Below are 13,146 nucleotides of genomic sequence, written 5' to 3' on the forward strand. Positions count from 1 at the left end.
CGTGACGGTCCTGCACCTGTCCGACATCCACATGGCTCCGTGGCAGGCGGACAAGCAGCAGTGGCTGCGCGACCTGAGCCTGGTCGAGCCCGACTTCGTCGTGAACACCGAGGACAACCTCGGGCACGCCACGGCCAACGCCGCGGTCGAGTACGCGCTCGAGCCGTTCCGCGGTGTGCCGGGGGCGTTCGCGTACGGATCGAACGACTTCTACGGCCCGACGCCGCGGAACCCGTTCAAGTACTTCTCCGGGCCGAGCCGGCACCACTCCGACAGCCGTCCGGTCGAGCTCGACATCGACCGCCAGACCGCGTTCTTCGAGTCGTTGGGCTGGCTCGACGTGAACGACCAGGCGCACGCGATCGAGCTCCGCGGCTCGCGGTTCGAGCTGTTCGGCACGTCGGACGCCCACCGCGACTGGGACCGGCTCGACCTGCTCCCCACCAACGTCGACGAGATGCGCAGCGACGTTCCCTGGTCGGAGGACGAGGACGGCCCCTCCCCCGTCGCGATCGGCATCACGCACGCGCCGTACCGCCGGGTGCTCGACGCCTTCGTCACCCAGGGCGCCGACATCGTCTTCGCGGGGCACACCCACGGCGGCCAGGTGCAGGTGCCCGGCGTCGGTGCCCTCGTCACCAACTGCGACCTACCGCGTCGCTACGTCAGCGGCCTGCACAAGTGGCAGCACCGCGGGCACTGGTCGTGGCTCGAGGTCTCGGCGGGCCTCGGCACGTCGATCTACGCGCCCGTCCGGTTCTCCTGCCGGCCCGAAGCAGTCGTCGTCACGCTCACCGCGCGCACCACCTGAGACGCCCGGCACGACGCGCCCGGGAGTTCTCCCGGTGTCACGAGCACGTGTGATCATCGGGTAGACTTCTGGGGTTGCTCCGGTACGGAGTGACCACACCGCGGGGTGTGGCGCAGCTTGGTAGCGCGCCTCGTTCGGGACGAGGAGGTCGCAGGTTCAAATCCTGTCACCCCGACACTGTGTTGAGACAGTACGAAGTAGGCCCTGGTTCTCCGGAACCAGGGCCACCTGCTGCGTGTCCCGAGGTACATCCGCCGGCTGCGCCCGCTGGGGAGCGCGGACACCGGGATACGCTCGGGACGCCATGGAGATCTCCGCACCGCTGACCGCCGTCCTGACGCAGATCGGCGCCCGGTTCCCCGAGCTCGCCCACGACCCGGTCCTCGCGCAGGACCTGTTCGAGAACGTCACCTCGATGGTGGCCGAGGCGCACGAGCGGTACGCCGCCGGAACGGACGGCAGCGTGGTGAGCGACCGCTGGCTGGACCCCGCGCACCTCGCGACGGGGGCGCTGCACGCCGAGCACGCGCAGCACCCCGCCGGTGCGATGCTCGCCGCCGAGGTCCTGTACGACGCGTACCTGCCGGTGTTCGTCGACGAGGTCCGGGCGACCACGACCGACGAGGTCCTCCGTGCCGCACGCGCCCTGCACGCGGCCATCTGGAGCCGCTTCCCCGCCGGGGCGATCGCCTACACCGAAGCCCTCCGGCAGCGCGTGACCACCGCGAACCTCGACTCCCGGACCCGGATCGCCCGCGACCTGCACGACCGCGTCGCCCACGGCGTGCTGGCGGGTCTGCAACGGCTCGACCTGGTCCTGCTGACCGACCCGCCCGCCGACGGCCGCACGGAGCAGCTGGAGGCCGCCGGGCGTCTCCTCCGCGGTGCTCTCGCCGACGTGCAGGACCTGGCGGTCGCCCTGCACGCCCGCGTCGGGGACGACCTGCTCGACGACGCCGTCCGCCGCCACGTGGACGACCTGTTCCCCGACGACGAGCGGCTGACGGTCACCACGGCCGGATCGCCGACGCCGCTGCCGAACTGGAAGGCCGAAGAGGCCCTCACCATCGTGCTCGAGGCGCTCACCAACCGCCGGAAACGCCCCGGACTCCCGGTGCCGTGTGACCTTCACCTGGTCCGACCAGGACGTGGTGGTCGCGATCGCCGACGACGGCCCGGGCTTCGACGCCGATCGCAGCCCCGACGGCCGACTCGGTCAGCACACGATGCGGGAACGCGCGGCGGTCATCGGCGCCGTCCTCGACGTCGAGAGCACGCCCGGCGCCGGTACCACGGTCCGGCTCACCGTCCCGAAGGGCTCGATGTGACCACCGCCACCGCCACCCAGACGCCCGCGGTCACGCACGTCGCGATCGTCGACGACCACCGGCTCTTCCGCGAGGGGCTCGCGACGATCCTGTCCGCCGTGCCGACGATCCGCGTGGTCGCACACGGCGAGCGTCCGGCCGACGTGCTCGACTCCCCGAAGCCGCCGCGATCGACGTGCTGCTCCTCGACGTCGAGCTCGACGGACCGCCGGCGCGCACCACCATCGCGGCGGTGCGGCGGAACCACCCGGGTATCGCCGTCGTCGTGCTGACGATGCACCGCGACGCCGTCCTGCGGCGGGCGCTGCTCGCCGTCGGTGCGGTCGACTTCGTGACGAAGGACACCCCGAGCCGCGAGCTCGTCGACCGGATCGTCCGGGCAACGAGCACGGACGCGGCGCCGGTCACGTTCCCGATCGACCTCGTCACCGAGGCGCGCGCGGGGACGCCGTTGAGCGACCGCGAGCTCGAGGTCCTGCGACTCGTCGCGGCCGCACGCTCCAACGCCGAGATCGCCGCGGACCTCGGACTGGCTATCGGCACGGTGAAGCGCCACGTGTACAGCGTGTTCCGGAAGCTCGACGTGGGCTCCCGGGTCGCCGCGGTGGCCGCCGCGACCCGTCTCGGCCTCCTGGCCTAGACGCTCCCGACAGGGATCGAGGGAGCAGGAAATCGTCGGCTCGCTCGCGGCGACCCGGCGATTTCTGCTCCCTCAACACGCTAGACCGACGCTGGCGCCCCCGCGGGCACGGAGCCGACCGGCGGCGTGCAGCCCGAGCCACGACGTCGAGCGCCTGGTGCCGGTACTGCGCCTGCGCGGCCCCGGGCGAGACGATCACGCCGTTCGCGCCGGTCGACTCGACGAGCGCGTTGATCTTCGCCGCGACCTCGTCGACGTTGCCGTACGCCTGTCGCTCCGTCCGCGCCGCGATGAAGCGCCGCTCGAGGTCGGAGAACTCGTACGCGCGGGCCTCGTCCATCGAGACCGGCTCGGGCTTCGCACCCTGGCGCATCCGGATGAACGAGATCATGCCCGGGGCGCTCTGCTCCTCGATCACGGCGGGGTCCTCGTCGGTGACGACCTGCACGCCGATCAGGGCGTTCGGCGTCTGCCGGAAGCGCGAGGGCCGGAACGAGTCGCGGTAGGGGGCGAGCGCCGCCTCGGTGTTGTCCGAGGCGAAGTGGTGAGGCGAAGGCGAACGAGACGCCGAGCGCCCCGGCGACCTGCGCGCTGTAGCCGGAGGACCCGAGCAGCCAGAACTCGGGCACGTCGCCGTAACCGGGCACCGCACGGATGCCCGACAACAGGTTGTCCGAGGACATGCCGGTGAAGAACCCGATCAGGTCGGCCAGCCGGTCGGGGAAGTCGTCCACGTCGAGCCGGTCGGTGCGGCGGAGGGCCATCGCGGTCGCCCCGTCGGTGCCCGGCGCACGGCCGAGCCCGAGGTCGACGCGGTCCCCGTAGAGCGCCCGGAGCGTGCCGAACTGCTCCGCGATCACGAGCGGTGCGTGGTTCGGCAGCATCACGCCGCCGGAGCCGATCCGGATCGTGGAGGTCGCGGCCCCCACGGCGCTCAGGAGCACCGCCGGCGCGGACGACGTGATGCCCGGCATGCCGTGGTGCTCGGCGACCCAGAAGCGCTCGTAGCCGAGCTTCTCGGCGTGCACCGCCATGTCGATGGAGCCCTGCAAGGCCTCGGTGTTGGACTGGCCGTACTCACGCGTCGCCAGGTCCAGGACGGACAGGTGCAGGGTGTCGTCGCTCATGTGGGCACCAACGCGCGCTGCGGCGCGCGCATTCCACGTGCCCTGGACGCACCCGACAGACGGACGGGAGGCCGTGGCGGGGCCGCAGGCCTCCCGTCCGCCTGTCCGGTCACCTGGGACACCACTCGGCAGAGCGGGTCAGGCGCCGTCGAGCCGGCCGCCGGACTCCGTCAGGTAGCAGTTGGCGCAGAGCGACTCGTAGGTGACGTCGACGCCGTCGATGGCGACCTGCGAGCCGTCGAAGACGAACCGGCCGTCCACCTTGCGGGCGTTGAAGACGGCCTTGCGGCCACAGCGGCAGATCGTCTTGAGCTCCTCGAGGGAGTGCGCCACCTCGAGCAGGCGTGCGCTGCCGGGGAACGCCTCGGTCCGGAAGTCGGTGCGGATGCCGTAGGTGATGACCGGGACCTCGTCGAGGACGGCGATCCGGAGCAGGTCGTCGACCTGACGGGGCGTCAGGAACTGCGCCTCGTCGACGAGCACGCAGCTCACCGGCCGGACCATGCCGTCGAGCCGGTCGGACTCGGGGTCGGTCGCGCCCGCCTCGGTCACCGCGGCGCGGACGTCGGCGTCGGGACCGAACACGATGTCGACGGTCCGGGTCACCCCGAGCCGCGAGACGATCTCGCGGTCGCCCTTGGTGTCCACCGACGGCTTCGCGAGCAGGACGCGGTGACCCCGCTCCTCGTAGTTGTAGGCCGCCTGCAAGGAGCCCCGTGCTCTTGCCGCTGTTCATCGCGCCGTAGCGGAAGTAGAGCTTCGCCACTGCGCGAGGAACCCGTCCTCGGCGGCACGACGGATGAGGTCGGACTTCTTCGACGCCGGACGCCCGACCTTGCTGTACTTCTCGCGCACGCGACGCAGGTAGGTCTTCGCGGTCTCGTACTGCACGTTCATCTGCGCGGCGACCTCGTTCGTCGAGTAGCCCGACACGTAGAGGCGCAGTGCCTCTTCCTCGCCGTGGCTCAGCTTCGGCCGCTGGTGCGCGTTCGCCCCGGTCGGCGGCGGTCGCCAGTCGCGCTGCGGCAGGGTCTCGCGGGCGACGCCCATGATCTCGCGGGCGACGTCCATGACCTCGCGCATCGGCAGCGACTTCGACAGGAACGCGGCGGCCCCGGCGGCGAGTGCGCGGTCGCGGGACTCGCGGCTGTCGACGCTCGACAGGACGATCACCTTCGCGCCGGCGGCACGGCGGGTGCGCACGCGGGCCTCGATCGAGACGGGCTCCTTGAGCACGTCGAGGAACACCAGGTCGGTCGGGAAGTTCTCGCTGTGCACCATCTCGAAGGCCACGTGTGCGCCGTGAGGGCCAGGTCGAAGTCGAAGGCGTTCACCGCGATCCAGCTCGACAGGCTGTCCAGCAGCACCTCGTGGTCGTCGAGGATCGCCAGCCGCGCGCGTCGTGTCCCGGGTTCGGCAGGGCGGGCGTGCCCTCCGTGATCCGGCTCGGGTCAGTGCTGGTCATAGGAGAACCTTAATGCGAGGGCGGAGGGTCGGACGGCGACGTCCAGATCGGGGAACGTCACCGGAGCACCGCGAAGTACGGGTCGAAGGTGCGGTGGATGCCGACGTCGGAGGCGGCGACGGCGAGGTCGATGGCGACCGCGACGCGGCGGCTGCTCCGGCCGCCGGGGTCGTTCGGACCGTCGAGCGGGTCGGGGCTGCGCACCGGGGCGCCGTCGGCACCGGCCGGGCGGATCACGGCGCGGAAGCCCGCCGGGTCGACTGCGGAGGCGCGGAGCGCCGCGCGGACGAACGTCCGGGCAGGTCCGCTGGTCGACGTCGAGCGTGGCGATGAGGCCGTCCGGGTCGTCGACGTGCGCCTTCCCGTCCCCGGCGACGGTCACCGCCTGCTCGAACCAGGTGCGGTCGGCGTCGGCGACCATCGAACGGCGGATGCCGTCCGCGATCGCCCGGGCCCGCGCCCCGGTCCGCGTCGGTGATGACGTCCTTCGTGCGGAGCTCGGCGAAGAACGGCGCGACGTCACGCGTGAGGATCGTCGACCGGTCCTGCTGCACGCTCGCCGCGATGCCGTCCCGCTCGGCGCGCTCCACCGAGTACGACCCGGCACGGATCTGCACCCGTTCGGCGAGCCCGCGAACGTCCACGCGAACACCACCGACGCCGCGGTCAGCACGAGCGTCGGCGCCGCGGCGAGGAACGCGGCGACGGCCACCGGCACGTGGTGCGGGAACACGGAGGCCGACGCGCCCGCGGTCACCCCGGCGACGACGGCGAGCACCAGCCCGCCCACCGCCAGGTCGGCCCACGGCCGGTACGGCGCCGTCATCACGATGCCGGTCGCCGCGAGCAGCGTCATGAAGTCGTTGAGGGCGCTGCGGTCCGGGCCCACTGCGCTGCGACGCTCGTCACGGTCGCCGCGGCCAGGAGCGCGACGTGCAGGACGAACGCCCCACCGCGGGAACGGCGCGCGGAACGGGCTCGAGGCGACGAACACGACGGCTCCGGACGCGGCCACGAGCAGCACCGTCAGCGCGCTCAGCGTCGGGCTGCCCGCCACGTCGCGGCTGAACACCGACACCAGGAGCGCCCACAGGACGCCACCCACCCCGAGGACGATCGCGAGCGGTCGTGAGCCCATCGCGCCGAGCGGGTCGTACTGCTGCGCCGTGCGGGTCACCGCTCGGCCTCGTCACGGCTGACGGGTGTGATGGCGGGGACGGCTCCGGTGAGGGCGCCGTACGGCACCGACATCATGACGCTCGTGCCGGACCCCGGCGACGACCCGCACCTGCACGTCGCCGCCGACCCGGCCGATGCGCTCCCGGACGGAACCACGCAGGCCCATCCGGTCCGGGCTCGTCTCGGCCTCGTCGAACCCACGCCCGTCGTCGACGACCATCACGGTGCAGGCCACACCGTCGTCGAACACGCTGACCTCGGCCGCGTCCACGCCGGCGTGCTTGTGGACGTTCGCCAGGCACTGGGACACCGCACGCAGCACCGCCGTCATCGCGGGCTGGTCGAGTCGGGTGAACGCCGCGGGGTCGCCGGTGACCGTCACGTCGAGCCCGGCGTCGCGGTGCTCGTCGACCATCCGCTCGAACGCCTGCACCGACACCCCGGGACGGGGCCACTCCGGCGCCGCCACGGGAGCGGGCCACTCCTTGCCGGTGAGCATCGCCACGTCGGCCTCGACCGTGCGCGCGAGCTGCGGGTCCATCGGGCCGTCCGGGGCGAGCGCGATGGCGCCGAGGTGGTTGAGCACCGTGTCGTGCAGGATCGCCGCCGCCTCGGCCTCGACACCGGCGCGGTAGGCCGAGGCGTGTTCCTCGCGCGCGGAGCGAGGGCTCCGGCTGGACGCGCTCGGACCGCGCGGTGTTCCGGCTGGTAGAAGAGCACCAGGGCGATGACGAACGCCAGCGTGATCCGCGCGAGCACCAGCGGGCGGGCGGGACCGCCCTCTTGTGCGATGGCGATCGAGGTCGCCACGCGACCGACGAGGAACCCGGCGACCGACCACAGCACCACCCGACCGGCGACCGCACCGGCGCCGCCGACCAGCACGAGCGGGACGATCGCCAGCGACAGCAGGTACGACCCCACCCAGCCGGGCGGGGACCTCGCGCTGCACGACGACGGCGAACCACCAGGCGCAGACCCCGCCGACCACGAGGAAGGCGACGGCGGACCGCCAGGTGCCGAACTGCACGTGGACCGCGATCATGCCGAGCATGGGCCACCAGGGCCAGCACGGCGCCCACGGCACGGACGTCCGGGTCGGCCAGCCGGAAGAGCAGGAGGGCGATCGCCGCGGCCACCACGGGCCCGGTCGCCGCCGCGTGGAAGGCCCGCACGGTCGACCACGCGTTGACCCGCGGAGCAGATGCGTGGGGATGCCGAGCACGAGGGTGGGTCCTTCCGGACGGGTGGGAACGCCGCCCACGATCCAGCCACCGTTGGCGCGATCGTGTACCCCGAATGGCAGGGCGATCGGCGACCCGCTCGATGATACCGGCAGCGCGACGATCCAGGTGTCCCCCGAACGCGGACCGACGAGTACTCAGAAGAATGGCGGTGCACCCACGGTCACCGGGGGTGTGCGACGCCGGTCGAAGGCCGGATCGGCGCGCTTCAGTGGGGACGTGACCGGCACGGACTGCTCGACGAACTGGTCCGGTCGTCCGGCCCGCCCGTCCCCAGAACCCGTGCCCGTGCCCGTGCCCGTGCCCGCCAGCGTGCTCGAACGGTCTCCCGCTCGGTTCGAGAACCCCATCGAGCCGGTCGCCGGGTCCACCCGGCCGAGCCCGAGCCCGTGCGCGCGCAGGATCGGCCGCACCCGCTCGGCGAGCCAACGCCGGTAGTCCGCCGGGGCGTACGTGTTGTCGAGGTACATCGCCCGGTACCGCGCGACCAGCTCGGGCCGGGTCCGCTGGAGCCACTCGAACCACCACGGCTTCACCCCGGCCGCAGGTGCAGCGCGGAGTACATCACGCTCGACGCCCCGGCCGCCGCCGCCCGGCCGGCGTCGTCGAGGTGCGCCCGGGTGTCGGTGATGTAGGGCAGGACCGGCATGAGGAACACCGAGCAGTCGAGCCCGGCGTCGCGGATCGCCCGCACCGTCGCCAGCCGCGCGGTCGTCGTCGGGGTGCCTGGCTCGACCTGCTGCTGGAGTTCGTCGTCGTACACGGCGATCGACATCGCGAGGTCGACCAGGACCGACTTCGCTGCCTCGACCAGCAGGGGCAGGTCCCGCCGGAGCAGGGTGCCCTTCGTCAGGATGCTGAACGGTGTGCCGGAGTCGGCCAGGGCCGGATCACGCCGGGCATCAGGCGGTACCGACCCTCGGCACGCTGGTACGGGTCGGTGTTCGTGCCGAGGGCGACCGGGTGCCGGTCCCAGGTCGGCTTCGTGAGCTCGCGGTGCAGGACGTCGGCCACGTTCGTCTTCACGACGATCTGCTGGTCGAAGTCCGCTCCCCGTCGAACTCGAGGTAGGTGTGCGTCGGGCGGGCGAAGCGGTACACGCACGCGTGGCTGCACCCGCGGTACGGGTTGATCGTCCAGCCGTACGTCCCGCTGCCGTCGGCCGCGGGCACGCGGTTCAGGGCGCTCTTCGCCAGGACCTCGTGGAAGGTGACGTCGGCGAACTCCGGCGTCGTCACACTGCGGACGAACCCGCTGTTCGACTCCATGCCCGGGGAGCGCATCGCTCCGCGAGGCATCGATCGCCTGACCACTCCACCGCATGCCGTCATTCGAACACATGTTCGAGCGACGCGCAAGGCGAGAGTGCCCGGAGCCGCTCAGTGGTGCAGGCCCAGCACCTTCGCCGTGCGCTCGAGGGTCTCGTCGGCGAGCTGCGGGTCGCTGCCGAGTCCTGCCCGTAGGTCGGCACCATCACGCGCACCGCCGACTCCCACCGGTCCCAGCGGTCGGGAAGCACTTCTGCAGCATGCTCAGCATGATCGGCACGGCGGTGGAGGCCCCGGGCTGGTCGCCGAGGGCCCGGCGATGGAGCCGTCAGCCGAGGTGATGACCTCGGTGCCGAACTGCAGCACGCCGCCCTTCGCCTTGTCCGGCTTGATGACCTGCACGCGCTGCCCGGCCGTGATCCGGTGCCAGTGCTCGGGCTCCGCTGCCGGCATGAAGTCGCGCAGAGCGTCGAACTTCGTCTGCTTCGATGCGAGCAGCTGCCCGATCAGGTACCGGACGAGGTCGAAGTTCGAGGACGCGACGCTCAGCATCGGCCGGAGGTTGTGCGGCTTGATCGACTTGACCAGGTCGAGGATCGGCCCCTGCTTCAGGAACTTCGGGCTGAACCCGGCGTACGGGCCGAACATCAGCGAGGCGCTGCCGTCGACGATGCGGGTGTCGAGGTGCGGCACCGGCATGGGCGGAGCGCCGGCTACTGGCCTTGCCGTACACCTTCGCCGCGTGCTTCTGCGACCTCGGGGTCGTCGGTGCGCAGGAACTCCCCCGACACCGGGAACCCGCCGTAGCCGCGGATCTCCGGGATGCCGGACTTCTGCAGCAGGTGCAGCGCCCCACCGCCGGCACCGACGAAGACGAACTTGGCGGCGATGCGCTGCGTCGAGCGTCCGACGTCGTTGCGGACGTCGAGCACCCAGCCCTCGCTGACCTTCGACCGCGTGAGCTTGGTCACCTGGTGCGACGGTTCGAACTCGACACCGTCGATCTCGAGCTGGTCGAACAACTGCCGCGTGAGCGACCCGAAGTCGACGTCCGGGCCGGCGGCCGAGTACGTCGCCGCGGTCGGCTGGTCCTTCTTGCGGCCGGGATGAGCGCGGGCGCCCACTGGCGGATCTGCGTCGGGTCGTCGGAGTACTCGATGCCGGCGAACAGCGGGTGGTCCTTCATCGCCTCGTACCGCTTCCGCATGTACTCGACGTTGTCGGCGCCCCAGACGAAGGAGATGTGCGGGGTGGGGTTGATGAAGTTGGTCGGCTCGGGCAGCGCGCCCGTCTCGACGAGGTGCGCCCAGAACTGCCGGGACACCTGGAACTGCTCGTTGACCGTGACGGCCTTCGCGATGTCGACGCGACCGTCCGGGAGCTCGGGCGTGTAGTTCAGCTCACAGAGCGCGGAGTGGCCGGTCCCGCGTTGTTCCACGGGTTCGAGCTCTCCTGCGCGACGCTGCCGAGGCGCTCGTAGACGCGGATCTTCCAGCTCGGCTCCAGCCGGTGGATGATCGCGCCGAGCGTGGCGCTCATGATCCCCTCCCCCGACCAGGACGACGTCGATCAGGTCCACCTGCTTCTCTGCCACCCGTCGATCCTAGCGGCGCAGGCCCGGCAGGCGGCGACCCGACGGACTGGAGGCGCGGTGCCGAGCTGGCACCGCGCCTCCTGTCCAGCAGCTCGTCGCGACCTACGCGGCGACCGTCCGACGCGCGACGATCGCCTCGGCGATCTGCACCGCGTTCAACGCGGCGCCCCTTCCGGAGGTTGTCGTTGCTGACGAAGAGCGCGAGGCCGTGGCCCTCCGGTGCGGACTGGTCGGCGCGGATCCGGCCGACGAAGGTCGGGTCCTGCCCGGCGGCCTGCAGCGGCGTCGGGACCTCGGACAGCTCGACGCCCGGTGCGTCGGCCAGGATCTCGGTCGCCCGCTCCGGCGTCAGCGGCCGGTCGAACTCGGCGTTCACGGAGATCGAGTGTCCGGTGAACACCGGCACGCGCACGCACGTCCGCGACCAGGGAGGTCGGGAGCTCGAGGATCTTGCGGCTCTCGTTGCGGAGCTTCTTCTCTTCGTCGGTCTCGCCCAGACCGTCGTCGACGATGCTGCCCGCGGCGGCACCACGTCGAACGCGATGGGCCGCACGTACTTGACGGGTTCGGGGAACGTCACCGCCGAGCCGTCGTGGGTGAGCACCGCGGTGTCCTGCTCGAGCGCAGGCCCGCGCCTGGCCGAGCAGTTCCTCGACGCCGGCGGAGTCAGGCCGAGACCGCCTGGTAGGTGGTGGCGACGAGCCGGCGGAGACCGGCCTCGGCGTCGAGCACCTTCAGGACCGGCATGATCGCCATCGTCGTGCAGTTCGGGTTCGCGATGATGCCCTTCGGAGCGGCGTCGATCGCGTGCGGGTTGACCTCGCTCACGACGAGCGGGACCTCGGGGTCCATGCGCCGGGCGCTGGAGTTGTCGACGACGAGCGCACCGGCGGCGGCGAACTTCGGCGCGAGCGCACGCAGGCCGTGGCCCCGGCGGAGAACAACGCGATGTCGATGCCGGACGGATCGGCGAGCTCGGAGTTCTCGACGACGATCTCCTCGCCGCGGAACGGCAGGGTCGTGCCGGCGGACAGGCGCTCGCTGAAGAACCGGATGTGGTCCGCCGGGAAGGCGCGCTCCTCGAGGAGGCGACGCATGACCGCGCCGACCTGCCCGGTGGCGCCGACGACGGCGACGGTGAGGGTGCTCATGGACTGCTCCTGCTCGTTCAGCGGCCGGTGCCGGCGTGGGCGACGGCTTCGGAGTCGGCGTCGAGACCGAACGCGTTGTGGACGACGCGCATCGCCTCGTTGAGGGTGTCGGCCCGGGTGACGACCGAGATGCGGATCTCCGACGTGGGAGATCATCTCGATGTTGATCGACGCCTCGTGCAGGGCACGGAAGAGCGCCGCCGAGACGCCCGCGTTCGTGCGCATGCCGGCACCGACCAGCGCGAGCTTGCCGATCTGGTCGTCGTACTGGATGCCCTCGTACCCGATGTCGGCCGCGGCTACCTCGAGCGCGGTGAGGACTCCCTGCCCCTGGTCCTTCGGCAGCGTGAGGAGATGTCCGTGCGACCGGTGACGGCCTCGGACACGTTCTGCACGATCATGTCGATGTTCGCGCCGGCGCGGGCGACGATCGTGAAGATCTCGGCCGCCTTGCCGGGGGTGTCGGGCTCGCCGACGACGGTGATCTTGCCCTCGGAGAGAGTCTCCGGCGATGCCGGTGATGATCGGTTCTTCCACGGTTTCCCCCTCTGCCAGGGTTGTAGACGATGGTTCCCTCGGCGTTGCTGAAGGACGAGCGGACGTGCAGGGTGACGCCGTGCCGGCAGGCGTACTCGACGGCGCGGATGTAGAGGACCTTCGCACCCGAGGCTGCGAGTTCCAGCATCTCCTCGCTGGTGATGCGGTCGACCTTCTGCGCCTTCGGCGCCACGCGCGGGTCGGCGGTGAAGATGCCGTCGACGTCGGTGTAGATCTCGCAGATGTCGGCGTCGAGCGCGGCCGCGAGCGCGACGGCCGTCGATGTCCGAACCGCCCCGACCGAGCGTGGTGATCTCGCCCGTGGTGCGGTTGAAGCCCTGGCACCCGGCGACGATCGCGACGTGCCCGGCGTCGAGGGCTTCGCGCACGCGCTTCGAGGGTGACGTCGACGATGCGGGCCTTGCCGTGCTGGGCGTCGGTGAGCATGCCGGCCTGGCTGCCGGTGTACGAGGACACTTCGACCCCGAGGCTGCTTGATCGCCATCGCGAGGAGCGCCATCAGGATGCGCTCCCCGCGGTCAGGAGCATGTCGACTCACGGCCGGCGGGGATCGGCGTCACGGGTGCGCGAGGTCGACAGCTCGTCGGTGGTGTCGCCCATCGCCGGAGACGGCCACGACGACGTCGTTGCCGGCCTTCTTCGTCTGGACGATCCGCTTCGCCACGCGCTTGATGCTCTCGGCGTCCGCGACGGGCGATCCACCGAACTTCTGCACGATCAGGGCCACTGGCTGGTACTCCGGGGACGACGGTTCCGCGAGGGTGACGCGGTCTGACAGTGG

Annotated in this window: 8 protein-coding genes, 1 tRNA gene and 6 pseudogenes; 4 read left to right on the top strand and 11 right to left on the bottom strand. The window is 71.5% G+C overall.

The features are described from left to right. Window position 1: 1 nt before the first annotated feature. The 4 genes from ACZ8AI_RS06395 (at window position 2) to ACZ8AI_RS06410 (ending at window position 2,779) form a co-directional block, all read left to right on the top strand. Complete coding sequence (locus ACZ8AI_RS06395; protein WP_464857396.1) at window positions 2-811, top strand: metallophosphoesterase; 810 nt, start codon at window positions 2-4, stop codon at window positions 809-811. A 101-nt stretch (window positions 812-912) separates the two neighbouring features. Further along, window positions 913-986 (top strand) — tRNA-Pro (locus tag ACZ8AI_RS06400). A 129-nt stretch (window positions 987-1,115) separates the two neighbouring features. Then, entirely contained in the window at window positions 1,116-2,411 is a 1,296-nt protein-coding gene (locus tag ACZ8AI_RS06405; protein WP_464857398.1) for a sensor histidine kinase, read from the top strand. After that, complete coding sequence (locus tag ACZ8AI_RS06410) at window positions 2,315-2,779, top strand: LuxR C-terminal-related transcriptional regulator (protein ID WP_464857400.1); 465 nt, start codon at window positions 2,315-2,317, stop codon at window positions 2,777-2,779. The genes ACZ8AI_RS06405 and ACZ8AI_RS06410 overlap by 97 nt, the downstream gene beginning before the upstream one ends. Window positions 2,780-2,859: 80 nt before the next feature. Here the strand turns inward: ACZ8AI_RS06410 and ACZ8AI_RS06415 are convergent, their stop codons facing one another. The 11 genes and pseudogenes from ACZ8AI_RS06415 to ACZ8AI_RS06465 all read right to left on the bottom strand — a co-directional run bounded on the left by ACZ8AI_RS06415 (window position 2,860) and on the right by ACZ8AI_RS06465 (window position 13,092). Continuing rightward, window positions 2,860-3,906, bottom strand: a complete 1,047-nt coding sequence (locus ACZ8AI_RS06415) for an MsnO8 family LLM class oxidoreductase (RefSeq protein ID WP_464857402.1) — start codon at window positions 3,904-3,906, stop codon at window positions 2,860-2,862. A 138-nt stretch (window positions 3,907-4,044) separates the two neighbouring features. After that, a pseudogene (locus ACZ8AI_RS06420) lies at window positions 4,045-4,672 on the bottom strand (thymidine kinase). Next, window positions 4,639-5,187: a helix-turn-helix transcriptional regulator gene (locus tag ACZ8AI_RS06425; protein ID WP_464857404.1), complete on the bottom strand. Its 549-nt coding sequence runs from the start codon at window positions 5,185-5,187 to the stop codon at window positions 4,639-4,641. Before ACZ8AI_RS06425 ends, ACZ8AI_RS06420 begins: the two are co-directional and overlap by 34 nt. 170 nt (window positions 5,188-5,357) lie before the next feature. After that, window positions 5,358-6,548 carry a hypothetical protein gene (locus ACZ8AI_RS06430; protein ID WP_464857406.1) on the bottom strand — a complete coding sequence of 397 codons (1,191 nt, stop codon included), beginning with the start codon at window positions 6,546-6,548 and terminating at the stop codon, window positions 5,358-5,360. Between the two features lie 12 nt (window positions 6,549-6,560). Next, on the bottom strand, window positions 6,561-7,595 hold the full coding sequence (locus ACZ8AI_RS06435; RefSeq protein WP_464857408.1) for a sensor histidine kinase: 1,035 nt from the start codon (window positions 7,593-7,595) through the stop codon (window positions 6,561-6,563). A gap of 336 nt (window positions 7,596-7,931) precedes the next feature. After that, window positions 7,932-9,117: pseudogene (locus ACZ8AI_RS06440) on the bottom strand (Rv2578c family radical SAM protein). Between the two features lie 56 nt (window positions 9,118-9,173). After that, window positions 9,174-10,656: pseudogene (locus ACZ8AI_RS06445) on the bottom strand (malate:quinone oxidoreductase). A 229-nt stretch (window positions 10,657-10,885) separates the two neighbouring features. Further along, a pseudogene (locus ACZ8AI_RS06450) lies at window positions 10,886-11,260 on the bottom strand (Asd/ArgC dimerization domain-containing protein); the annotation flags it as partial. Window positions 11,261-11,322: 62 nt separating this feature from the next. After that, on the bottom strand, window positions 11,323-11,484 hold the full coding sequence (locus ACZ8AI_RS06455) for a hypothetical protein (protein WP_464857522.1): 162 nt from the start codon (window positions 11,482-11,484) through the stop codon (window positions 11,323-11,325). A gap of 27 nt (window positions 11,485-11,511) precedes the next feature. Further along, a pseudogene (locus ACZ8AI_RS06460) lies at window positions 11,512-11,807 on the bottom strand (aspartate-semialdehyde dehydrogenase); the annotation flags it as partial. Between the two features lie 17 nt (window positions 11,808-11,824). Continuing rightward, window positions 11,825-13,092 (bottom strand): annotated as a pseudogene (locus ACZ8AI_RS06465) (aspartate kinase). Window positions 13,093-13,146: the final 54 nt, after the last annotated feature.

Source organism: Curtobacterium sp. AC273 (genome assembly GCF_979253735.1).

Excerpts from the sequence above, each read along its gene's own strand:
- ACZ8AI_RS06405 (WP_464857398.1), top strand. The coding sequence starts at position 1,116 with ATGGAGATCTCCGCACCGCTGACCGCCGTCCTGACGCAGATCGGCGCC.
- ACZ8AI_RS06415 (WP_464857402.1), bottom strand. The coding sequence starts at position 3,906 with ATGAGCGACGACACCCTGCACCTGTCCGTCCTGGACCTGGCGACGCGT.
- ACZ8AI_RS06425 (WP_464857404.1), bottom strand. The coding sequence starts at position 5,187 with ATGGTGCACAGCGAGAACTTCCCGACCGACCTGGTGTTCCTCGACGTG.
- ACZ8AI_RS06435 (WP_464857408.1), bottom strand. The coding sequence starts at position 7,595 with ATGATCGCGGTCCACGTGCAGTTCGGCACCTGGCGGTCCGCCGTCGCC.